The 22,445-nt window shown below is 70.0% G+C and carries 17 protein-coding genes and 2 pseudogenes; 18 read left to right on the top strand and 1 reads right to left on the bottom strand.

From position 1 onward, the window contains the following. Positions 1 to 174: 174 nt before the first annotated feature. Positions 175 to 918 (bottom strand): annotated as a pseudogene (locus tag Asi02nite_RS42455) (SNF2 helicase-associated domain-containing protein); the annotation flags it as partial. A gap of 673 nt (positions 919 to 1,591) precedes the next feature. On the opposite strand from Asi02nite_RS42455, the gene mqnC reads away from it, so the two are divergent. From mqnC to nuoN, 18 genes and pseudogenes are all read left to right on the top strand, one after another. Next, entirely contained in the window at positions 1,592 to 2,782 is a 1,191-nt protein-coding gene (gene mqnC, locus Asi02nite_RS30820; protein ID WP_203717513.1) for a cyclic dehypoxanthinyl futalosine synthase, read from the top strand. A 319-nt stretch (positions 2,783 to 3,101) separates the two neighbouring features. Further along, complete coding sequence (locus Asi02nite_RS30815; protein WP_203717512.1) at positions 3,102 to 4,265, top strand: LPXTG cell wall anchor domain-containing protein; 1,164 nt, start codon at positions 3,102 to 3,104, stop codon at positions 4,263 to 4,265. A 63-nt stretch (positions 4,266 to 4,328) separates the two neighbouring features. After that, the gene (locus Asi02nite_RS30810; RefSeq protein WP_203717511.1) at positions 4,329 to 5,021 is read left to right on the top strand and encodes a demethylmenaquinone methyltransferase; all 693 of its coding nucleotides are present in this window, start codon (positions 4,329 to 4,331) and stop codon (positions 5,019 to 5,021) included. Positions 5,022 to 5,206: 185 nt separating this feature from the next. Beyond that, positions 5,207 to 6,496, top strand: a complete 1,290-nt coding sequence (locus Asi02nite_RS30805; protein ID WP_203717510.1) for a geranylgeranyl reductase family protein — start codon at positions 5,207 to 5,209, stop codon at positions 6,494 to 6,496. A 105-nt stretch (positions 6,497 to 6,601) separates the two neighbouring features. Continuing rightward, on the top strand, positions 6,602 to 6,967 hold the full coding sequence (locus tag Asi02nite_RS30800) for an NADH-quinone oxidoreductase subunit A (protein ID WP_203717509.1): 366 nt from the start codon (positions 6,602 to 6,604) through the stop codon (positions 6,965 to 6,967). Positions 6,968 to 6,983: 16 nt separating this feature from the next. Further along, entirely contained in the window at positions 6,984 to 7,658 is a 675-nt protein-coding gene (locus Asi02nite_RS30795; RefSeq protein ID WP_203717508.1) for a NuoB/complex I 20 kDa subunit family protein, read from the top strand. A 146-nt stretch (positions 7,659 to 7,804) separates the two neighbouring features. After that, entirely contained in the window at positions 7,805 to 8,506 is a 702-nt protein-coding gene (locus tag Asi02nite_RS30790; RefSeq protein WP_203717522.1) for an NADH-quinone oxidoreductase subunit C, read from the top strand. After that, the gene (locus tag Asi02nite_RS30785; RefSeq protein WP_203717507.1) at positions 8,503 to 9,831 is read left to right on the top strand and encodes an NADH-quinone oxidoreductase subunit D; all 1,329 of its coding nucleotides are present in this window, start codon (positions 8,503 to 8,505) and stop codon (positions 9,829 to 9,831) included. The genes Asi02nite_RS30790 and Asi02nite_RS30785 overlap by 4 nt, the downstream gene beginning before the upstream one ends. Next, positions 9,828 to 10,514 (top strand): annotated as a pseudogene (gene nuoE, locus Asi02nite_RS30780) (NADH-quinone oxidoreductase subunit NuoE); the annotation flags it as partial. The gene Asi02nite_RS30785 and the pseudogene nuoE, both read left to right, overlap by 4 nt. Before the next feature lie 26 nt (positions 10,515 to 10,540). After that, complete coding sequence (gene nuoF, locus Asi02nite_RS30775; protein WP_203717506.1) at positions 10,541 to 11,860, top strand: NADH-quinone oxidoreductase subunit NuoF; 1,320 nt, start codon at positions 10,541 to 10,543, stop codon at positions 11,858 to 11,860. After that, positions 11,860 to 14,298: an NADH-quinone oxidoreductase subunit G gene (locus Asi02nite_RS30770; RefSeq protein ID WP_203717505.1), complete on the top strand. Its 2,439-nt coding sequence runs from the start codon at positions 11,860 to 11,862 to the stop codon at positions 14,296 to 14,298. Before nuoF ends, Asi02nite_RS30770 begins: the two co-directional genes overlap by 1 nt. Continuing rightward, positions 14,295 to 15,686 (top strand): NADH-quinone oxidoreductase subunit NuoH, encoded by a 1,392-nt coding sequence (gene nuoH, locus Asi02nite_RS30765; protein ID WP_203717504.1) that lies wholly within the window; start codon positions 14,295 to 14,297, stop codon positions 15,684 to 15,686. The genes Asi02nite_RS30770 and nuoH overlap by 4 nt, the downstream gene beginning before the upstream one ends. Before the next feature lies 1 nt (position 15,687). Continuing rightward, positions 15,688 to 16,269, top strand: a complete 582-nt coding sequence (gene nuoI, locus Asi02nite_RS30760) for an NADH-quinone oxidoreductase subunit NuoI (RefSeq protein WP_203717503.1) — start codon at positions 15,688 to 15,690, stop codon at positions 16,267 to 16,269. Further along, positions 16,266 to 17,027: an NADH-quinone oxidoreductase subunit J gene (locus tag Asi02nite_RS30755; protein ID WP_203717502.1), complete on the top strand. Its 762-nt coding sequence runs from the start codon at positions 16,266 to 16,268 to the stop codon at positions 17,025 to 17,027. The genes nuoI and Asi02nite_RS30755 overlap by 4 nt, the downstream gene beginning before the upstream one ends. Next, positions 17,024 to 17,323 carry an NADH-quinone oxidoreductase subunit NuoK gene (gene nuoK / locus Asi02nite_RS30750; RefSeq protein WP_203717501.1) on the top strand — a complete coding sequence of 100 codons (300 nt, stop codon included), beginning with the start codon at positions 17,024 to 17,026 and terminating at the stop codon, positions 17,321 to 17,323. Before Asi02nite_RS30755 ends, nuoK begins: the two co-directional genes overlap by 4 nt. A gap of 13 nt (positions 17,324 to 17,336) precedes the next feature. Further along, positions 17,337 to 19,256: an NADH-quinone oxidoreductase subunit L gene (gene nuoL / locus Asi02nite_RS30745; protein ID WP_203717500.1), complete on the top strand. Its 1,920-nt coding sequence runs from the start codon at positions 17,337 to 17,339 to the stop codon at positions 19,254 to 19,256. A gap of 2 nt (positions 19,257 to 19,258) precedes the next feature. Then, on the top strand, positions 19,259 to 20,794 hold the full coding sequence (locus Asi02nite_RS30740) for an NADH-quinone oxidoreductase subunit M (protein WP_203717521.1): 1,536 nt from the start codon (positions 19,259 to 19,261) through the stop codon (positions 20,792 to 20,794). Next, the gene (gene nuoN / locus Asi02nite_RS30735) at positions 20,791 to 22,353 is read left to right on the top strand and encodes an NADH-quinone oxidoreductase subunit NuoN (protein ID WP_203717499.1); all 1,563 of its coding nucleotides are present in this window, start codon (positions 20,791 to 20,793) and stop codon (positions 22,351 to 22,353) included. The genes Asi02nite_RS30740 and nuoN overlap by 4 nt, the downstream gene beginning before the upstream one ends. Positions 22,354 to 22,445 lie beyond the last annotated feature (92 nt).

The following is a 22,445-nucleotide window of genomic DNA, read 5'->3' as shown; positions in this document are numbered from 1 at the left end:
GGACAGGCCGCGTTCCTGGTACGGGCGTAGCGTGCCCTGGAAGGACGGCGGCGTCGGGGTCGGGCGGAGGCGGTGGTCCGCGTCGCCCGAGAGCAGGTCGTCCAGCCAGCCGTCGGCGTCCACCGCGACCAGTGGCAGGTCCTCGTCGCCGCCCGCCGCGACCGTCGACAGCACCTCGGCGATCGTCATCTCGCCCGTGCGGTGCTGCTCCACCGCCCGGATCGCGGCCGTGAGCTGCCGGTCGTCGAACTCGACCCAGCGGCCCTTCACCCGCAGCAGTGGCACCTTCAGGCGGGCCAGGTCGTGCAGGTCCGCGGCGCTGATCTCCTCGTCGCCCGCCATCAGGTCGATCGTGAAGTCGACCAGCTGGTCCTTGCCGACGCCCTGCGCCGCCAGCGCCTTGCCGCCGGCCGCGGTCTTGGACCTTGTGGTGAGCTTCAGGCCCAGGCTCTTGCGGCCCGCCCACGCCGGCAGCTGCACGCCGTAGCCCGCCGCCTGCAGCAGGGGCGCGGCCTGGCGCAGGAAGGTGTACGCGGCCGCGGTGTCGAGCAGCGCCTCCGTCGGCTGCGACTCGCGCAGCGCCGCGTCCAGCGGCGGGAACAGCCGCACCGCGCGGCCGAGGCCCGCCAGCAGGGTCTCGTCGGGCCGCGCCGGCAGGCCCGGCACCCGCTGCCCGGCCCAGATCACCGCGGCCGGCACGTACAGCGACGGGTCGTCCACCGACTGCAGGGCGAACTCGAGGTCCCACCGGTCCGTGGTGGGCAGCGGCTCGACCAGCCGGAACGAGACCCGGACCGGCTCGTTGGCCTGGTGCGCGGCGCGGTGCCAGGCGTCCAGCGCCGTCCGCAGCGCCAGCAGCTCCGGGCGCTGCGGGGTGGTCACCGTGACGGTCGGGTCGGCGGCGGTCAGCGCGAGCATCCACCGGTCGGCTACCGGGGCCTTCGGGCCGGGGCGGTGGCCGAGCAGCAGGCGCTCGGGCAGCGCGCGCCGGGCGGCGGCGTCCGTGAACGCGTCGAGCAGCCCGTGCAGCACCTCGCCGGGCGGCGGTGCGCCCAGTGCCCGGACCGCGCCCGGCATCGCCGCGGCCAGGTCACGGAAGGCCACCGCGTCGCGGCCGGTGAGCACCGGGCGCCAGCGGGCGGCGTGCGCCCCGTCGGCGGTGACCAGCCGGGGGAGCAGCCGGCCCCGCCGGAACAGACCCTGGGCGTACGCGGCGACGACCGCGAGGTAACGCAGGTCACCACCGGGTGTCCAGTCCGGATCGTCGGTCGCGTCGAGGCTCTCCAGCAGGTCGAGCGCGGTCGCCGGATCGAGCAGGCGGGCCTCGACGGGCTGTGCGACCAGCGTCGCTCCGGCGGGCGGTTCGTCGGCCGCGGGCACGGGGCGGCCGTCGACGGTCGGCAGCGTGAGCGTCAGCGTGACCGGCTCGCCGGGCAGGTCCGGTAGCCCGGCCTCGCCCCACAGGCCCAGCGCCGCACCGGTCCAGACCCCGTGTACCACCCGCACCCTGACATTTCCCTTCTACGCGACGCTCGACACTACCCGCGCGGTCCGCCGAGCTGCCCGTCCGGCGCGGAGCTAGGCTCGGTCCGTGGATAACGCGCGGGAGATCGACGACGTTCTGCAGCGTGGCGCCGACGGTGGGCGGATCACCCCCGAGGAGGCGTTGCTGCTCTACACCGAGGCGCCGTTGCACGCGCTGGGCGAGGCGGCCGACGCGGTGCGCCGCCGCCGCTATCCGGACGGCATCGTCACGTACCTGATCGATCGCAACATCAACTACACCAACGTGTGCGTGACGGCCTGCAAGTTCTGCGCCTTCTTCCGCGCGCCGAAGCACGCCGAGGGCTGGACCCACCCGACCGAGGAGATCCTGCGGCGGTGCGGTGAGGCGGTCGAGCTCGGCGCGACGCAGGTGATGCTGCAGGGCGGGCACCACCCGGAGTACGGCGTCGAGTACTACGAGGAACTGTTCAGCGCGGTCAAGGGCGCGTACCCGCAGCTCGTCATCCACTCGATCGGGCCGTCCGAGATCCTGCACATGGCCAAGGTGTCGGGGGTCAGCCTCGAGGAGGCGATCTCCCGGATCAAGGTGGCCGGGCTCGACTCGATCGCCGGCGCCGGCGCGGAGATGCTGCCCGACCGGCCGCGCAAGGCGATCGCGCCGCTCAAGGAGTCCGGCGCGCGCTGGCTCGAGGTCATGGAGATCGCGCACACGCTCGGCCTGGAGAGCACCGCGACGATGATGATGGGCACCGGCGAGACCAACGCGGAGCGCATCGAGCACCTGCGGATGATCCGCGACGTGCAGGACCGCACCCGCGGTTTCCGGGCCTTCATCCCGTGGACCTACCAGCCCGAGAACAACCACCTCAAGGGCCGCACCCAGGCGACCACACTCGAATACCTGCGGCTGATCGCGGTGGCCCGGTTGTTCTTCGAGACCGTCCCGCATCTGCAGGCCTCCTGGCTGACGACGGGCAAGGACGTCGGACAGCTCGCGTTGCACATGGGCGTCGACGACCTCGGTTCGATCATGTTGGAGGAGAACGTCATCTCTTCCGCCGGTGCGCGGCATCGGTCCAACTTGCACGAACTGATCTGGATGATCCGTTCCGCGGGCCGGATCCCGGCGCAGCGCGACACCCTCTACAACCACCTGAGGGTGCATCACACGCCGGCCGACGACCCGACCGACGACCGCGTGGTCTCGCACTTCTCGTCGATCGCGCTGCCGGGTGGCGGGGTCGGCACGCCGTTGCCGCTCGTCGAGACGCGCTGAAAAACGTTTCAGCGGGGCCTTCGGCAACATTTCGGCAACGGTCAGCACACGAATCGTGCCGCCTGCTAGCGGCTGCTTTTCGCGGGTCGATAGCGTCCGTGACGTCGCGAGGCATGCGACCGGATGCGCGCCAATGAGACGCCGACCGCTCGGGCGGTCGTACATATAGAGCCGAGGCGGGATGGGAAACCATCCCGCCTCGGCGTTTTTCTATCCGATCTCCGTCTAGCGGTGCGTCGGTTCCGGCGGTTACCGTGCGCTGTTCCCATTCCCACCTGTCACACAGGCATCAATAGCCTCTCAGCCCCCAGAGGATCAGATGAACACGCGCACGCTGCTCCGCGCCGGTGCCGCCGCGGCCCTCGCGATCGGCTTCGTGGTCGTCGCCGGGCCGGCCGGGCCGGCGTACGCGGCCGATGGCCCGGACGTGGCCGTCACCCCGAAGAGCCTGAGCATCGCCGAAGGCGTGAAGCGGGCCAAGGCCAAGCCGTTCGTGGTCGAACTCGACAACCTCGGCAACGCGGTCGCCGCCGACGTGGTCGTCAAGGTCGAACTCGACAACCTGGACGGCGGCGTCGGCTGGAAGCGGCCCGAGGGTTGTGAGAAGGCGGGCCGGCTGGCCTACACCTGCGCGATCGGCGACATCCTGCCCGGTCAGGACTACGAGTTCGGCGTCCCGCTGTTCAGCATCGACGCCTTCCGGGGCTCGGGCGGCTTCTTCAAGGTCACCGCGACCGTCGCCGGCGACACCAACCTCGCCAACAACGTCGTCGAAGCCGACATCACGGTCAAGAAGAAGACCTACGACTTCACCGTGTGGGCGCAGGACGTCTACGCCGGGGTCGTCGCCGACGGCGACGAGGTCGGCGAGGAGACGCGCACCCCGGTGACCCCGGGCGACACGGCGCCGTTCGACTCGGCGATCTTCAACCACGGCAGCAAGCGCGTGGTCGGCGTGACCTACACCCTCAAGCTTCCCGACCACGTCGAGGTCGCGTCGGCACCGGCCGACTGCGAGGCGGCCGACGTCCCCGGTTTTGCCCTGTTCTGCGAGAACGCCGACGTCGTGCTCAAGCCGGGTGAGGTGCTGCTGCCGGCCATCACGGTCAAGGTGGCCGCCGACGCCCCGGCCGGCGTCATTCCCGGCGGCGTCCTGCACGCCCAGGCGATCACGCCCGACGGCGACGACGCCGAGCGCGCGGGCGACGAGGCCCGGATGGCGACGCAGTCGCAGAAGAAGGAGATCACCGAGGCCGACGAGGGCGACAACGACGTGCAGTTCGTCGCGGTCGTCGGGACCGCGCCGTCGAGCCCGCCGGCGAGCCCGAACCCCGACGTCCCGGGTGGCGGCGGTGGCGGTGACGGCCTGCCGGTCACCGGCACGCAGACGGCGCTGATCGCCGGCGTCGGCGCGGCCATCCTCGCCGCGGGCCTGGTGCTGGTGCTGGTCCTGCGCCGCCGCCGCACCTTCACGGCCGAGTAACCAAACCAACGTCGAATCGGCCCGCTCCCGACCCGGGGGCGGGCCGAACCATAGAGTGGCCGGGTGACGCGAGCCAACCTGGACAAGCAGCCGCACGAGGTCGCCGAGATGTTCGACGGAGTGGCGCAGCGGTACGACCTGACCAACACCGTCCTCTCCTTCGGGCAGGATCGTGGCTGGCGGCGGGCGACCCGCGCGGCGCTCGACCTCGAGCCCGGCGAGAGGGTGCTCGACGTCGGCGCCGGCACGGGCGTGTCCACCGAGGAGTTGGGCCGCTCCGGGGCCTACGCCGTGGGCGCGGACCTCTCGACCGGCATGCTCCGCGCCGGCCGGCACACCCGGCCAACCGTGCCGCTGCTCGCGGGCGACGCGCTGGCCCTGCCGTTCCCCGACGCGACCTTCGACGCGGTGACCATCTCGTTCGCCCTGCGCAACGTCGTCGACACCGGCGCCGCGTTACGGGAGTTGGCCAGAGTGACGCGGCCCGGCGGCCGCCTGGTGGTCTGTGAGTTCAGCCACCCGACCAACTTCACGTTCCGCACCATCTACCTTTCGTATCTGATGCGGTCACTCCCCGCAGTCGCCCGGCGGGTCTCCAGCAACCCCGACGCCTACGTCTACCTCGCCGAGTCGATCCAGATGTGGCCTAACCAGCGAGATCTCGCGACCCGCATTCAGCAGGCCGGATGGGGTGCTGTGGGGTGGCGCAACCTGTCTGCCGGAATCGTGGCGCTGCATCGCGCCACCCGCATGTGAGCCTTTTTCGTAAATGTCCGGTTCGCGAAACGGACATCGATCGACAACTCGGTTTCGCCTCGGGAGTTAGGCATACCTAACCGGGCGCCCGCAGTATCCCCGGTTCTAGACTCGCCCCAACGAGCTTGTGAAGCATTTCACGAGCACTGGAGGAGCGGGACGCCAGCAGCCGAGGGGGAATCGCAGTGGCCGCCAGCAGGGAGAACGACGCCGACGTCATCGTCGTCGGCGCCGGGCCGGGTGGATCCACGACGGCCTACCACCTGGCGCGGCACGGCATCCGCGTGCTCGTGCTCGAGAAGTCGCAGTTCCCGCGCGAGAAGGTGTGCGGCGACGGCCTGACGCCGCGCGCGGTCAAGCAGCTCATCAAGCTGGGCATTACCGCCGGCGGCTCCTTCGAGGAGCAGGGCTGGCTGCCCAACAAGGGCCTGCGGGTGATCGGTGGCGGCGTCCGCCTCGAGCTGGACTGGCCCGACCTCGCGAGCTTCCCCAACTACGGCCTCGTGCGCACCCGCTTCGACTTCGACGACCTGCTCGCGAAGCAGGCCGTCAAGGCCGGCGCCGAGTTGCGCACCGGCGTCACGGTCACCGGCCCCGTCCGCGACGAGGCCGGCACCGGCCGCGTCATCGGCGTGACCGCCGAGGCCGAGGGCGGCGAGCAGCTCACGTTCCACGCGCCGCTGGTCATCTCCGCCGACGGCGTCTCCGGCCGCTTCCCGCTCTCGATGGGCCTGGCCAAGCGCGAGGACCGGCCGATCGGCGTCGCGGTCCGCCGCTACTACCACTCGCCGGCCAAGCACGACGACGACTACCTCGAGTCCTGGTTGGAGCTGCGCAGCAAGGAGGGCGGCGACAAGCTGCTCCCCGGCTACGGCTGGATCTTCGGCATGGGCGACGGCCGGGTCAACGTCGGCCTCGGCGTGCTCAACTCCTCGGCCGCGTTCGGCAAGACGAACTACCGCCGGATGCTCACCGAGTGGCTCGGCGCCACGCCGCCCGAGTGGGGCATGAACGACGAGGCCAACGCCGACGGCCCGATCCTCGGCGCCGCGCTGCCGATGGGCTTCAACCGCGTGCCGCACTACACCCGCGGCGTGCTGCTGGTCGGCGACTCCGGCGGCATGGTGAACCCGTTCAACGGCGAGGGCATCGCGTACGCGATGGAGTCGGGCGAGCTCGCGGCCGAGGTGGTCGCGCAGGCGCTCGCCCGCACCGGCGCCGACCGCGAGCGCGCGCTGGCCGCCTACCCGGCCGCGTTGAAGGCGCGTTACGGCGGGTACTACCGCCTCGGCAACGTCTTCGTGAAGATGATCGGCAACCCGCAGATCATGCGGATAGCAACCAAGCACGGCATGCCGCACCCGACGCTGATGCGGTTCGTTCTCAAACTGCTGGCCAACCTGACGGATCCGCGCGGTGGCGACGCGATGGACCGCGTCATCAACGCGATGACGAAGGTCGTGCCGGCCGTGTGAGTGCGATACAACGGCCTGACCCCGCCGGGCGAAGGCCTGCACAACGGTGAATACTCAGACGCTGGTTCTCGATAGAGGGCAGGGAAGGACGAGCAGGGGAAGACCATGACGCTCTCTCCGTACGCACCGATCGTTGGGCTCTTCGCCCTCGCTGCCTTCTTCGCGCTGTTCTCCGTGGCGTCGGCGCGGATCGCCGGCCCACGCCGCTACAACCGCGCCAAGCTCGACGCTTACGAGTGCGGCATCGAACCGAGCCCGCAGCCGGTGGGCGGCGGCCGGTTCCCCATCAAGTTCTACCTGACGGCGATGCTCTTCATCGTCTTCGACATCGAAATCATCTTCCTCTACCCGTGGGCCGTGAGCTTCGACCAGCTCGGGCTCTTCGGGTTCGTCGAGATGGTCATGTTCATCGGCACCGTGTTCATCGCCTACGCCTACGTCTGGCGACGCGGCGGCCTGGACTGGGACTGAAGGGAGGCGCGCCAGCATGGGCATCGAAGAGAAACTCCCCGCGGGCGTCCTGCTCACCTCCGTGGAGAAACTGGTCAACTGGTCCCGCAAGTCGTCGGTCTGGGGCGCCACGTTCGGCCTCGCCTGCTGCGCGATCGAGATGATGGCGGCCGGTGGCCCGCACTACGACATGGGCCGCTGGGGCATGGAGGTGTTCCGTGCTTCGCCCCGCCAGGCCGACCTGATGATCGTCGCCGGCCGGGTGTCGCAGAAGATGGCGCCCGTGCTCCGGCAGATCTACGACCAGATGGCGGAGCCCCGCTGGGTGCTCTCCATGGGCGTCTGCGCGAGCAGCGGCGGCATGTTCAACAACTACGCGATCGTCCAGGGCGTCGACCACGTCGTGCCCGTCGACATGTATCTGCCCGGCTGCCCGCCGCGGCCCGAGATGCTGATCGACGCGATCCTCAAGCTGCGCGAGAAGATCAACCACGAGCCGCTGGGCCCCAACGGCCGGCGCATGCTCGAGCAGCGCAAGGAGCGCGGTGACGTGCCGGTCGTGCCGTACGGCTCGATGCCCTCCTCCTATCGCAACGACAAGGCCCGCCGCGCCGAGTGGACCCAGGCGGTCCGCGAGGGCCGCGAGGAGCAGTTGCGGATCGAGAACTGGATGAAGCAGGAACGACACCTCCAGGGAGGTGGACGGTGGTGACCACGACACCCGGCAAGGACCCGGTTGCCGACAAGGACCCGGTGGCCGATCCGAAGGAACACGCCCAGCGCACTCCGCCGCCGGACGAGTCGGCCAACCCGACCAACCAGGACCCGACGCCGCCGAGCGCCAAGCCCGGTGGCGGCGTGCCCGTGCAGGCGGCCCCGGTCGGCGCGCACACCGGTGCGCCCGCGGAGCTGCCGCCGTCCTCTGTGGCCGGTCGCGGCATGTTCGGCATCCAGGGTTCCGGTGACACCTCCGGCTTCGGCGGCCTGGTGCGCCGCCGGGTCGGCGCCGGCGGCACCGAGCGCCCGTACGGCAGCTACTTCGACGAGGTCTACGACTCGCTCGAAGAGGCCTTCCCGGGCCTCGACGAGGCCATCGAGAAGGTGGTCGTCGACCGCGGCGAGCTGACGCTGCACGTCAAGGCCGAGCGGATCGTCGAGGTCGCCCGCACGATGCGCGACGACGAGTCGCTGCGCTTCGAGCTCTGCTCCTCGGTGTCCGGTGTGGACTATCTCGGTTCCGACGAGCGCCGGCTGCACGTGACCTACCACCTGGCGTCTATGACCTACCGACGCCGGGTGCGACTCGAGGTCGCGGTCGGCACCGACCACCCGCACGTGCCGTCGGTGACCTCGGTCTACCCGACCGCCGACTGGCAGGAGCGGGAGACCTACGACATGTTCGGGGTCGTCTTCGACGGCCACCCCGGCCTCACCCGGATCCTCATGCCGGACGACTGGGAAGGCCACCCGCAACGCAAGGACTACCCGCTCGGCGGGGTCCCGGTCGAATACAAGGGCGCCGAGATCCCACCGCCGGACCGGCGGAGGAGCTACCAGTGACCACCAATCCGAGTTACGCCCCTGAGCGCGAGACGTCCGAGGGCAAGGTCTTCACCGTTACCGGCGGCGACTGGGACACCGTCGTCAGCGGCACCGACCCGGTCAACGAGGAACGGCTCATCGTCAACATGGGCCCGCAGCACCCGTCGACCCACGGCGTGCTGCGGCTGATCCTCGAGCTCGAGGGCGAGACGGTCCGCGAGATGCGTTCCGTCGTCGGCTACCTGCACACCGGCATCGAGAAGAACCTCGAGTACCGCAACTGGACGCAGGGCACGACGTTCGTGACCCGGATGGACTACCTCGCGCCGATCTTCAACGAGACCGCCTACAGCCTGGCGGTCGAGAAGCTCCTCGGCATCGAGGACGAGATCACCGAGCGGGCCACCACCATCCGCGTGCTGATGATGGAGCTCAACCGGATCTCGTCGCACCTGGTCTGGCTGGCCACCACCGGCATGGAGCTGGGCGCCATCTCGATCATGTTGTACGGCTTCCGCGAGCGCGAGTACATCCTCGAGATCTTCGAGATGATCTCCGGCCTGCGGATGAACATGGCCTACGTGCGCCCGGGCGGCGTCGCGCAGGACGTGCCGGACAGCGCGATCGCGAAGATCCGCGAGTTCCTCAAGGTGATGCCCAAGCGCCTCAAGGAATACGAGGACCTGCTCTCGGGCCAGCCGATCTGGATCGAGCGCACGCAGAACGTCGCGGTGCTCGACGTGACCGGCTGCGTCGCGCTCGGTGTCACCGGCCCGGTGCTGCGCTCCGCCGGCCTGCCGTGGGACCTGCGCAAGACCATGCCGTACTGCGGCTACGAGACCTACGAGTTCGACGTGCCGACCTCCAACGACGGCGACGTCTGGGGCCGCTACCAGGTGCGGCTCGCCGAGATGCGCGAGTCGCTCAAGCTCGTCGAGCAGGCGGTCGACCGGCTCCGGCCCGGCCCGATCATGGTCGCCGACAAGAAGATCGCCTGGCCGGCGCAGCTCGCGCTCGGCGTCGACGGCCTCGGCAACTCGCTGGAGCACGTCGCCAAGATCATGGGTCAGTCGATGGAGTCGCTGATCCACCACTTCAAGCTCGTCACCGAGGGCTTCCGGGTGCCGCCCGGCCAGGTCTACGTGGCGATCGAGGGCCCGCGCGGAGAGCTGGGCGCCCACGCGGTGTCCGACGGCGGCACCCGCCCCTACCGGGTGCACTTCCGCGAGCCCAGCTTCGTGAACCTGCAAGCGCTTCCCGCGATGGCCGAGGGCGGCCTGATCGCCGACGTCATCGCCGGCGGCGCCTCGCTGGACCCGGTGATGGGTGGGTGTGACCGATGACAGCGCCAACGACCGTCTTCGACGAGGAGATCCGGCAGCGGGCCCGGGAGATCCTGGCCCGCTACCCCGCCGACCGCACGCGGTCGGCCCTGCTGCCGCTGCTGCACCTCGTGCAGTCGGTGGAGGGTCACGTCTCCCCGGCGGGCGTCGAGTTCTGCGCCGAGGTGCTCGGCATCAACAAGGCCCAGGTCGGTGCGGTCGCGTCGTTCTACACGATGTACAAGCGCCGCCCGACCGGTGACTACCTGGTCAGCGTCTGCACCAACACGATGTGCAACGTGCTCGGTGGCCAGGAGGTCTACGACACGCTCAGCGAGCACCTCGGTGTCGGCCACGACGAGACCACCGCCGACGGCACGATCACGCTGGAGCACGCCGAGTGCCTGGCCGCGTGCGACTACGGCCCGGTCATGACGGTCAACTACGACTTCTTCGACAACGTCACCCCCGGCTCGGCGACCGACCTGGTCGACGACCTGCGGCGCGGCGAACGGCCGCAGCCCAGCCGCGGCGCCCGGCTCTGCACGCTCAAGGAGATGTCGCTGCAGCTCGCCGGTTTCCCGGACACGCGGGACGAGGCGGTCGCCGACGGCGTGCCGGGCGAGCCGACCCTGCGTGGCCTGCAACTCGCACAGCAGCACGGCATCGCGGTCGCGGGGTTCAACCCGGACACCCCGATCAAGAAGGCCGGCGCCAAGGAGGACAAGAAGTGACCACCTCTCCGCGGCGGGAAGTCCTCGAGAAGCTCACCCCCGTCCTGACCAAGCGCTGGCTGTCGCCCAACGCCTGGAGCGTCCGGACCTACGAGCAGCTCGACGGCTACCAGGCGCTGAAGAAGGCGCTCAAGGCGCACCCCGACGACCTGATCCAGCTCGTCAAGGACTCGGGCCTGCGCGGGCGCGGCGGTGCCGGGTTCCCGACCGGGCTCAAGTGGGGCTTCATCCCGCAGGGCGACGGCAAGCCGCACTACCTCGTCGTCAACGCCGACGAGGGCGAGCCGGGCACCTGCAAGGACCTGCCCCTGATGACCCACGACCCGCACTCGCTGATCGAGGGCGTGATCATCGCCAGCTACGCGATCCGCGCCGAGCGGGCCTACATCTACATCCGCGGCGAGGCGGTGCACGCCGCGCGGCGGCTGCGCAACGCGGTGCTCGAGGCCTACGACAAGGGCTACATCGGTCGCAACATCCTCGGTTCCGGGTACGACCTCGAGGTCGTCGTGCACAGCGGCGCGGGTGCCTACATCTGCGGCGAGGAGACGGCCCTGCTCGACTCGCTGGAGGGCTTCCGCGGCCAGCCCCGGCTGCGCCCGCCGTTCCCCGCGACGCACGGCCTCTACGCCTCGCCGACGGTGGTCAACAACGTCGGCACCATCGCCAGCGTGCCCTACATCGTGCTGGGCGGCGCCGACTGGTGGAAGACGATGGGCACCGAGAAGTCGTCGGGCCCGATGATCTACTCGCTCTCCGGGCGGATCAACAACCCGGGCCAGTACGAGTGCTCGATGGGCATCACGCTGCGCGAGCTGATCGAGCTGGCCGGCGGCATGCAGCCGGGCCACCAGCTCCGGTTCTGGACCCCGGGCGGCTCGTCGACCCCGCTGCTCACCGCGGACCACCTCGACGTGCCGCTGGACTTCGAGGGCGTGGCCGGTGCCGGCAGCATCCTCGGCACGACGGCGACGCAGATCTTCTCGGACCAGGACTGCCCGGTCTACGCGACCTACCGGTGGCTGGAGTTCTACCACCACGAGTCGTGCGGCAAGTGCACCCCGTGCCGCGAGGGCAACTACTGGATGGTCCGGGTCTACCAGCGGATCCTCTCCGGCCAGGGCACCCACGAGGACCTGGACACGCTGCTCGACACCTGTGACAACATCCTGGGCCGCTCGTTCTGCGGTCTGGGCGACGGCGCGACGAGCCCGGTGACGTCCTCGTTGCAGTACTTCAAGCAGGACTACCTCGACTACATCGAGGGCCGGACGGCTCCCCGGCTGTCCGAGAAGGCTCTCGTGGGGGCGCACTGATGACGGATGTAGCCAAGAAGGCCGACGAGGTCACCCTGACCATCGACGGCGTCGAGGTGACCGCGCCGAAGGGCACGCTGCTGATCCGGGTTGCCGAGCAGCTCGGCATCGCGATCCCGCGGTTCTGCGACCACCCGCTGCTGGCGCCCGCGGGTGCCTGCCGGCAGTGCCTGGTCGAGGTCGAGGGTCAGCGCAAGCCGGTCGCCTCGTGCACCCAGCCGGTCGCCGACGGCATGGTGGTCAAGACCCAGCTCAGCTCTCCGGTCGCCAAGAAGGCGCAGGAGGGCATCATGGAGCTGCTCCTGATCAACCACCCGCTCGACTGCCCGATGTGCGACAAGGGCGGCGAGTGCCCGCTGCAGAACCAGGCGATGTCGACCGGCCGGGCCGACTCGCGGTTCCACGAGCACAAGCGCGAATACCCGAAGCCGATCAACATCTCCTCGCAGGTGCTGCTCGACCGCGAGCGGTGCGTGCTCTGCCAGCGCTGCACCCGGTTCTCCGAGGAGATCGCGGGCGACAAGTTCATCGACCTGATGAACCGCAGCAGCGCCGAGGAGATCAACGTCTACCGCGACGAGGTGTACGACGCCGCGGCGGGCGAGGAGGCGGAGGGCGACGTTCCCTTCAACTCCTACTTCTCCGGCAACACCGTGCAGATCTGCCCGGTGGGCGCGCTGACCGGTGCGCAGTACCGGTTCCGGTCGCGGCCGTTCGACCTGGTGTCCTCGCCGTCGACCTGTGAGCACTGCGCCTCGGGCTGCAGCATGCGCACCGACCACCGGCGTGGCAAGGTGCTGCGCCGGCTGGCCGGCGACGACGCGGCGGTCAACGAGGAGTGGAACTGCGACAAGGGTCGCTGGGGCTTCCGCTATGCGACCGCCACCGACCGGCTCACCACCCCGCTCGTCCGCGACGCGGCGACCGGCGAGCTGCGGTCGGCCTCCTGGAGCGAAGCGCTGCAGGTCGCGGCCGACGGGCTGCGCACGGCCCGCGAGGGCGCGCACGGCGTCGGCGTGCTGACCGGCGGCCGGCTGACCGTCGAGGACGCCTACGCGTACGCCAAGTTCGCGCGGGTCGCCCTGCACACCAACGACATCGACTTCCGGTCGCGGCCGCTGTCGACCGAGGAAACCGAGTTCCTGGCCTCCTCCGTGGTCGGCACGACCGACGTCACCTACGCCGACGTCGACGCGGCACCGGCCGTCGTCATCGTCGGCCTGGAGCCGGAAGAGGAGTCGCCGATCCTCTTCCTCCGCCTGCGCAAGCAGTTCACCAAGCGCAAGCTGCCGATCTACGCGCTCTCGCCGTACGTGACCCGCGGCCTGGAGAAGCTCGGCGCCAAGGTCGCCCGGATCATCCCGGGCGAGGAGGCGCGCGTGCTGGCCGAGCACGACGTGGTCGCCGAGGCGCTCAAGGCCCCCGGCGCGCTGCTGATCGTCGGCGAGCGGCTCGCCTCGGTGCCCGGCGGCCTGTCCGCCGCGGCGGCGCTGGCCGAGCGCACCGGCGCGAAGCTCGCCTGGGTGCCCCGGCGCGCGGGCGACCGCGGCGCGGTCGACGCGGGCTGCCTGCCCAACCTGCTGCCCGGTGGCCGGCTGGTCTCCGACGCGGCCGGCCGGGCCGAGCTCGCCGGTGCCTGGGACCTGGCGGCCGGGGTCATCCCGAGCACGCCGGGCCGCGACACCGACGCGATGGTCGTGGCGGCCGCCGGCGGTCGGCTCGGTGCGCTGGTCGTCGCCGGCGTCGACCCGGCCGACCTCACCGACCCGAAGCTCGCCGAGCAGGCGCTCGACGCGGTGCCGTTCCTGGTCAGCCTCGAGGTGCGGCGCAGCGCGGTGAGCCGCCGCGCCGACGTGGTCTTCCCGGTCGCCCCGGTGGCCGAGAAGTCCGGCAGCTTCCTCGACTGGGAGGGCCGGCTGCGGACCTTCGAGACGGTGCTGCCGACCGACGCGATGAACGACGGCCGGGTGCTCGACGCCCTCGCCGCCGCGCTCGGCGTCACGCTCGGCACCGGCGACGTCAACACGGTCCGCCGCGAGCTGGGCGGCCTGCCGGTCACCCGGGCCGACCGCCCGCACGCGCCGCTGCACGAGCCGGCCGAGGCGGCCGAGCCCGGCACCGGCGAGGCGGTGCTGGCGACCTGGCACCAGCTCATCGACCTCGGCAGCCTGCTCGACGGCGACCAGGAGCTGGCCGGCACGGCCCGCCCGCCGGTGGTCCGGCTCGACAAGGCGACCGCCGAGGCGATCGGCGTCGCCGACGGCGAGGCGGTCACGGTCGGCACCGGCCGCGGCGCGGTCACGCTGCCGGCGATGATCACGGAGATGCCGGCCGGTGTGGTCTGGCTGCCGACCAACTCGCCCGGATCGACCACCCGGCGGACGCTGGGCGTCACCTCCGGCGCGGTCGTCTCGATCTCGGCTGGAGGAGCCCGATGACGACCCCCGCGGTCTACCTCGCGCAGGACCCGACGCTGGCCGACTTCGGGCACGATCCCTGGTGGATCTCGCTCATCAAGGTCGTCGCCGCGTTCGTCTTCGCGGTGCTCGCCACGCTGCTGGGCGTCTGGTTCGAGCGGCGCGTCGTGGGCTTCATGCAGGTGCGGCCCGGTCCCAACCAGGTCGGCCCGTTCGGCCTGCTGCAGACGCTGGCCGACGGCCTGAAGATGGCCTTCAAGGAAGACATCCTGCCGAAGGGCGCCGACAAGGTCGTCTACTTCTTCGCGCCGACCATCTCGGTGATCTGCGCGGTCACGGCGCTCGCGGTGATCCCGTTCGGCCCGATGGTGAGCATGTTCGGCCACCAGACGCCGCTGCAGGTCACCGACGTGTCGGTGGCGGTGCTGGTGATCCTGGCCGCGTCCTCGATGGGCATCTACGGCATCGTGCTCGGCGGCTGGGCCTCCGGCTCGACCTACCCGCTCCTCGGCGGCCTGCGGTCGAGCGCCCAGATGATCTCGTACGAGGTCGCCATGGGTCTCTCGATCGTCGCGGTGTTCATGACCGCCGGCACGATGTCGACCAGCGGGATCGTCGCCGCGCAGGCCGGCAGCGACCGCAGCGCCTCGCTCGGCGGGTTCGAGTTCTTCGCACCCGGCTGGTACGCGATCCTGCTGCTGCCGAGCTTCATCATCTACTTCATCTCCGCGGTCGGTGAGACCAACCGGGCGCCGTTCGATCTGCCCGAGGCGGAGTCCGAGCTCGTCGCGGGCTTCATGACCGAATACAGCTCGCTGAAGTTCGCGCTCTTCATGCTCGCCGAATACGTCAACATGGTGACCGTCTCCGCGGTCGCCACGACGCTGTTCCTCGGCGGCTGGCGGGCGCCCTGGCCGATCAGCATCTGGGACGGTGCCAACTCGGGTTGGTTCGGCCTGATCTGGTTCTTCGCCAAGGTCATCCTGCTGGTCTTCGTCTTCGTCTGGCTCCGTGGCACGCTGCCCCGGCTGCGCTACGACCAGTTCATGCGGCTCGGCTGGCGCGTCCTGCTGCCGATCAACCTGGTCTGGATCCTGGCGCTGGCCGGCATCCGGGTGCTGCAGAAGGAGAACAGCGACGCGGTCCGCTGGGGCATCATCGGCGGCGCCCTGCTGGTCATCCTGCTGATCACCCTGGCCTGGCCGGACCGCCGCAAGCAGCCGCCGCGACCGCTGCAGGAGCAGGTCAACGCGCGGCCGCAGGGCAGCTTCCCGCTGCCGCCGATGGACCTCGTGGTCCCGCCGAGCCCGCGGGCCCGGCGCGGGGTGGCGCAGCGGCAACCGGCCAACGTGGGCGGTGGCGCACCGGACGTCGTCGACACCACCTCGACCGAAGAGAAGGAAGACTGAGATGGGCGCCATCACGGGCACGTTCAAGGGCTTCGGCGTCACGTTCTCGCACATGTTCCGCAAGATCGTGACGACGGACTACCCGTTCGAGCCGGCTCCGGCGGCACCGCGCTACCACGGCCGGCACATCCTCAACCGGCACCCGGACGGGTTGGAGAAGTGCATCGGGTGCGAGCTGTGCGCCTGGGCCTGTCCCGCCGACGCGATCTACGTCGAGGGTGGCGACAACACCGACGAGCAGCGGTTCTCGCCGGGCGAGCGGTACGCCAGCATCTACCAGATCAACTATGCCCGGTGCATCTTCTGCGGACTGTGCATCGAGGCGTGCCCGACCCGTTCGCTGACGATGAGCAACGAGTACGAGCTCGCCCGCGACAACCGCCAGGACCTGATCTTCACCAAGGAACAGCTCCTGGCCCCGCTGCTGCCCGGCATGGAGCAGCCGCCGCACCCGATGCGGCTGGGTGAGACCGAGAAGGACTACTACGTGGGCGCGCTCACCAACCCGGGCACCTCCGCCGGGGCCGAGCGGGCTCCGTGGTCCGAGACCGGGACCAAAGACGCGACGGGAGAAGCGTCATGACCAACATCGCGCTCGCGGCCACCGTCACCACCGGCGAGGCGGTCACGTTCTGGATCCTCGCCCCGCTCGCGCTGCTCGGCGCGATCGGCATGGTGGTGGCCCGCAACGCCGTGCACTCGGCGCTCTGGCTGGTGCTGACCATGCTCTGCCTCGGCGTGTTCTACGTCGTGCAGGCCGGTCCGTTCATCGGCATGGTACAGATCATCGTCTACACCGGCGCCATCATGATGCTGTTCCTGTTCGTGCTGATGCTGGTCGGCCGGGACGCGTCCGACTCGCTGATCGAGACGTTGCGCGGGCAGCGGGTCGCCGCGGTGCTCGTCGGCCTCGGCTTCGCCGGCCTGGTCGGCACGCTGGTCGCGCGGGCGGTCGGCGACACCACCGCGGTCGGCCTCGAGGCCGCCAACCAGAACGGCAACGTCCAGGGCATCGCGGCGCTGCTCTTCACGAACTACGTGTTCGCGTTCGAGGCGACGTCGGCGCTGCTCATCACGGCGGCGGTCGGCGCGATGGTGCTGGCGCACATCCACAAGCCGAAGAGCGAGCGGCTGGGCCAGCCCGAGACGATGCGGCTGCGCTTCCGGCCGGGCAACTACCCGGCGCCGAAGCCGGGCCCGGGCGTCTACGCCACCTCAGACTCGGTCGCCACGCCGGGGCGGCTGCCGGACGGCACGCTCACCCAGCGCAGCGTCCCCGAGATCCTCCCGACGCGTGAGCTCAGCCCGCGCGAGACCGCCCCGAAGGGCACCGAGAAATGAACCCGAGCTACTACCTGGTGCTGGCCGGCATCCTGTTCACGATCGGGGCCGTCGGCGTGTTGATCCGCCGCAACGCGATCGTGCTCTTCATGTGCATCGAGTTGATGCTCAACTCGGCCAACCTGACGCTGGTCACGTTCAGTCGGATCATCGGCAACCTCAACGGCCAGATCATCGCGTTCTTCGTCATGGTCGTCGCTGCCGCGGAGGTCGTGGTCGGTCTCGCGATCATCATGACGATCTTCCGGACGCGACGCTCGGCGAGCGTCGACGACGCGAACCTGCTGAAGTACTAGAGGGGCCGCATTCGTGGAACAGACGATCGAGTACGCCCACGCGACGGGCGTACTGGGCAGCGTGTGGCTGCTCATCGCCATCCCGCTGGTGAGTTCGGCGGTCATCCTGCTGCTCGGGCGCCGGAGCGCGAAGTTCGCGCACTGGCTGGGCACAGCGGCTATCGGCGCCGGCTTCGTGCTGACCCTGATCTACTTCTTCTCGTTGCGCGACCAGCCCAACCGGGCGGTGGAGCGCAACCTGTGGGAGTTCATCTCGGTCGGCAACCTGAAGGTTGACATCGGTCTGCTGTTCGACCCGCTGTCCGCCGTCTTCTGCCTGCTGATCACGGGTGTGGGTTTCCTGATCCACCTGTACGCGGTCGGCTACATGGCGCACGACGAGCGCCGGCACACCTTCTTCGGCTACTTCAACCTCTTCGCCGCCGCGATGTTGCTGCTGGTCCTCGGCAACAACTACGTGATGCTCTACCTCGGCTGGGAAGGCGTCGGCCTGGCGTCGTACCTGCTGATCTCGTTCTGGTACACCCGGCCCTCGGCGGCCACCGCGGGCAAGAAGGCGTTCCTGATGAACCGCGTCGGCGACGCCGGCCTGGTCATCGCGATCTTCACGATGTTCGCCTACCTCGGCTCGACGAACTACGCGGACGTCTTCAACGGCGTCGGCGGGCTGTCGTCGACCGTCGTGCTGCTGATGGGCCTGCTGCTCCTGCTCGGCGCGACCGGCAAGTCCGGCCAGTTCCCGCTGCAGGCCTGGTTGCCCGACGCGATGGAGGGCCCGACGCCGGTCTCCGCCCTCATCCACGCGGCCACGATGGTCACCGCGGGCGTCTACCTGATCGCCCGGTCCAACGCGATCTTCTCGGCCAACGAGGTGCTGCAGACGGTCGTGGTCAGCGTCGGCGCGCTGACGCTGCTGATCGGCTGCATCATCGGCGCGGCCAAGGACGACATCAAGCGCGTGCTGGCCTGGTCGACGGTCTCCCAGATCGGCTACATGTTCCTGGGCGTCGGCCTCGGCGGCGGCGCGTACGCGCTGGCGATCATCCACCTGCTCGCGCACGGCTTCTTCAAGGCCAACATGTTCCTCGGTGCCGGCTCCGTCATGCACGGCATGAAGGACCAGGTCGACATCCGGCGGTTCGGCGGGCTGTGGAAGCTGATGCCGTGGACGTTCGGCACGTTCACCGCCGGCTGGCTGGCGATCGTCGGCTTCCCGGGCTTCTCCGGCTTCTTCACCAAGGAGCCGATCATCGTCGCGGCCTTCGAGCGTGAGGGCTGGACCGCCTGGCTGTACGGCTGGGCCGCGCTGCTCGGCGCCGGGCTCACCGCCTTCTACATGACCCGGCTCTGGGTGCTCACCTTCCTCGGCCCGAAGCGCTGGACCGAGGACATCGAGCACCCGCACGAGTCACCACCGATCATGGTCGGGCCGCTGGTGCTGCTCGCGATCGGTTCGGCGATCGCCGGTGGCCTGATGGCCAGCCCGGTCGCGAAGTGGCTGGAGCCGCCGCTGCCGCACGAAGCTGGTCATCCGGAGCCGGTGATGTCGCACGGGGTGATCACCACGCTGTCGCTGGTGCTCACGTTCGCCGGCATCGGCCTGGCATACCTGCTCTTCCGCCGCGGCACCGCGCTGGTCGAGCAGCCGGCCGGCGTGGTCGTCACGGCCGCCCGCCGCAACCTCTACGCCGACGCCTTCAACGAGATCGTCTTCGAGAAGCCCGGCATCTTCCTGACCCGCGCGCTGGTGTTCCTGGACAACCGGGGCATCGACGGTGCGGTCAACGGCCTCGCGGCCGCGGTCGGCGGCGGCTCCGGCCGGTTGCGCCGGCTGCAGACCGGCTTCGTCCGGTCGTATGCGATGTCCATGATGGCCGGCGCCCTGGTCGTGGTCGCCGCGTTCGTCGCAGTGCAGATGGGATGGCTGAGCTAGCGATGCAGGACTTCCCGTATCTCACGGTCCTGACGGGGTTGCCGCTTCTCGGCGCGATCGTCGTCTGGTGCCTGCCGAAGTCGCGGCCGGAAACGGCCAAGATCGTGGCGCTGGCCTGGTCGCTGCTGGTCTTCGTGCTGTCGGTGGTCATGTGGATCGCCTTCGACGCCGGGGGCGACCGGTTCCAACTGCGTGAGTCGTACCAGTGGATCCCGACCTGGGACGCCCGGTTCACGTTCGCGGCGGACGGCATCGCGCTCGTCATGCTGTTGCTGGTCACCGTGCTGGTGCCGATCGTGATCGTCGCCTCCTGGCACGACGCCGACAAGAGCCGGCGGAGCATTCCGACCTACTTCGCGCTGCTGCTGGTCCTCGAATGCACGATGATCGGCGTCTTCGCGGCCGCCGACGTCTTCCTGTTCTACGTGTTCTTCGAGGTCATGCTCGTGCCGATGTACTTCCTCATCGGCAGCTTCGGCGGACACCAGCGCCAGTACGCGGCGGTCAAGTTCTTCCTCTACTCGCTGGTCGGCGGCCTGTTCATGCTGGCCGCGGTGATCGGCCTCTGGGTCGTCGGTGGGCACACCTTCGACTGGCAGGCGCTGACGTCCAGCGAGTTCGCGACGAACACGGGCCGCTGGCTGTTCCTCGGGTTCTTCATCGCCTTCGCGATCAAGGCGCCGTTCTTCCCGTTCCACACCTGGCTGCCGGACGCCGGTGGTGCCGCACCGGCCGGTGCCGCCGCGCTGCTCGTGGGCGTGCTCGACAAGGTCGGCACGTTCGGCATCCTGCGCTACTGCCTCCCGCTGTTCCCGGAGGCGTCGCGCTGGTTCGCGCCCTGGGCGATCGCGCTGGCGCTGATCGGCATCATCTACGCGGCGCTGCTGGCGATCGGCCAGAACGACCTCAAGCGGCTGGTCTCCTACACGTCGATCGCGCACTTCGGCTTCATCGGCGTCGGCATCTTCGCGTTCACCACCCAGGCCGGCACCGGCGCGGTGCTCTACATGCTCAACCACGGCCTGGCCACCGGCCTGCTGTTCCTCGTGGTCGGCATGCTGGTCGCCCGCCGCGACTCGGCCAACATCCGTGACTTCGGCGGCGCCGGCAAGCTGGTGCCGGTGCTGGCGGGCGTGCTCTTCTTCGCCGGCCTGGCCTCGCTGGCCCTGCCCGGCACGGCGCCGTTCGTCTCCGAGTTCCTGGTGCTCGTCGGCACGTTCACGGTCAACAAGCCGGTCGCGGTCATCGCGACGGTCGGCATCATCCTGGCGGCGGCGTACGTGCTCTGGATGGTGCAGCGGACGACGCAGGGCAACCTCAACCCGGCGCTGCTCGAGGAGCCGCGGATGCGCCGCGACCTCTCGGTGCGGGAGAAGGTCGTGGTCGCGCCGCTGATCCTGCTGATCCTGTTCCTCGGCTTCTACCCGAAGCCGGTGACGGACGTGATCAACCCGGCCGTGCAGGCCACCATGCAAGACGTGGGCAAGTCGGATCCGGCCCCCATCTCCGGCACCACCACGGAGGCAGCAGTCAAATGACGATCAAGTTCCCTGACATCGACTACGCCGCGATCGCGCCGCTGCTCATCATGTTCGGCGTGGCGGCGCTCGGTGTCCTCGTCGAGGCGTTCGTGCCCAAGCGCGCGCGCCACCTGACCCAGCTCGTGCTGGCGCTGGCCGGTCTGGTCGCGGCGCTGGTCGTGCTGGTGACGCAGGCCGAGACCCGGGTGGTGACGGCGGGCGGCGCGATCGCGGTCGACGGCCCGGCGCTGTTCCTGCAGGGCTCGATCATCGTGCTGGCCATCATGGCCGTGCTGCTGATCGGTGAGCGGTCACTGGAGAAGGGCGGCCCGTTCGTCGCCCAGGCCGCGATCACGGTGGGCTCCGAGGACGACCGCCGCCAGGCGGCCCGGGCCGACGGCGCCACCGAGGTCTACCCGCTGGCCACGTTCGCCATCTTCGGCATGATGCTGTTCGTCTCGGCGAACGACCTGCTGACGATGTTCATCGCGCTCGAGGTGCTCTCGCTGCCGCTCTACCTGATGTGCGCGCTGGCTCGCCGGCGGCGGCTGGTCAGCCAGGAGGCGGCACTCAAGTACTTCATGCTGGGCGCGTACGCGTCGGCGTTCTTCCTGTTCGGTGTGGCGCTCGTCTACGGCTTCACCGCGTCGGTGCAGGCGGCGCCGGGCCGGATGGCCGGTGGCGTCGACTTCGCGACGATCCACGCGGCCGCGACCCAGTCGCCGGCCAACCGGGCGCTGCTCTTCGGCGGTCTCGCGATGATCGCGATCGGCCTGCTGTTCAAGGCGGCCGCGGCGCCGTTCCACGTGTGGACGCCCGACGTCTACCAGGGCGCGCCGACGGCGGTCACCGGCTTCATGGCGGCCTGCACCAAGGTCGCCGCGTTCGGCGCCCTGCTGCGGGTGCTGTACGTCGCGTTCGACGGCGCCCGCTGGGACTTCACGCCGGTGCTCGGCGCGATCGCGATCCTGACGATGCTGGTCGGCGCGGTGCTCTCGGTGACGCAGACCGACCTCAAGCGGCTGCTCGCCTACTCGTCGATCGCCAACGCCGGCTACCTGCTCGTCGGCGTGCTCGCGGGGGTCCGCGAGGGCATCTCCAGCACGATGTTCTACCTGGTCGCGTACGGCTTCACGGTGATCGCCGCGTTCGCGGTGGTGACGCTGGTGCGGGACGCCGACGGGGAGGCCACGCATCTGTCCCGCTGGGCGGGCCTGGGCCGGCGGTCGCCGGTGTTCGCGGGCGTCTTCACGTTCATCCTGCTGGCGTTCGCCGGCATTCCGCTCACCAGCGGCTTCATCAGCAAGTTCGCGGTGTTCGGGGCGGCGCTGGACGGTGGGCAGACCTGGCTCGTCATCGCGGGTGTGATCACCAGCATGGTGCTCGCGTTCCCGTACCTGCGGGTGGTGGTCATGATGTGGCTGTCGGAGCCTGGTGAGAGCACCCCGACGATCGCCGTGCCGGGTGCGCTGACCGCCGCGGCCCTGGTGATCGGGGTGGCAGCGACGCTCGTGCTCGGTGTGGCGCCCGCACCGCTGCTCAACCTCTCCGACACGGCGGGGCAGTTCATCCGATAACTCTCGTTTGCCGGAGGGGGTCGCTATTGCGGCCCCCTTTCTGGCATTTCGGGTGCTCGTACGGCCGGTCCGCGCGCTGAGTCGATTTCGCG

It is taken from the genome of Asanoa siamensis (genome assembly GCF_016862555.1).
Taxonomy (GTDB): Bacteria; Actinomycetota; Actinomycetes; order Mycobacteriales; family Micromonosporaceae; genus Asanoa; species Asanoa siamensis.
Note: the sequence above shows the minus strand (reverse complement) of the source record. Positions and strands in the feature narration are given on the sequence as shown.

Excerpts from the sequence above, each read along its gene's own strand:
- Asi02nite_RS30815 (WP_203717512.1), top strand. The coding sequence starts at position 3,102 with ATGAACACGCGCACGCTGCTCCGCGCCGGTGCCGCCGCGGCCCTCGCG.
- Asi02nite_RS30800 (WP_203717509.1), top strand. The coding sequence starts at position 6,602 with ATGACGCTCTCTCCGTACGCACCGATCGTTGGGCTCTTCGCCCTCGCT.
- Asi02nite_RS30795 (WP_203717508.1), top strand. The coding sequence starts at position 6,984 with ATGGGCATCGAAGAGAAACTCCCCGCGGGCGTCCTGCTCACCTCCGTG.
- Asi02nite_RS30770 (WP_203717505.1), top strand. The coding sequence starts at position 11,860 with ATGACGGATGTAGCCAAGAAGGCCGACGAGGTCACCCTGACCATCGAC.
- nuoH (WP_203717504.1), top strand. The coding sequence starts at position 14,295 with ATGACGACCCCCGCGGTCTACCTCGCGCAGGACCCGACGCTGGCCGAC.
- nuoI (WP_203717503.1), top strand. The coding sequence starts at position 15,688 with ATGGGCGCCATCACGGGCACGTTCAAGGGCTTCGGCGTCACGTTCTCG.
- Asi02nite_RS30755 (WP_203717502.1), top strand. The coding sequence starts at position 16,266 with ATGACCAACATCGCGCTCGCGGCCACCGTCACCACCGGCGAGGCGGTC.
- nuoK (WP_203717501.1), top strand. The coding sequence starts at position 17,024 with ATGAACCCGAGCTACTACCTGGTGCTGGCCGGCATCCTGTTCACGATC.
- Asi02nite_RS30740 (WP_203717521.1), top strand. The coding sequence starts at position 19,259 with ATGCAGGACTTCCCGTATCTCACGGTCCTGACGGGGTTGCCGCTTCTC.
- nuoN (WP_203717499.1), top strand. The coding sequence starts at position 20,791 with ATGACGATCAAGTTCCCTGACATCGACTACGCCGCGATCGCGCCGCTG.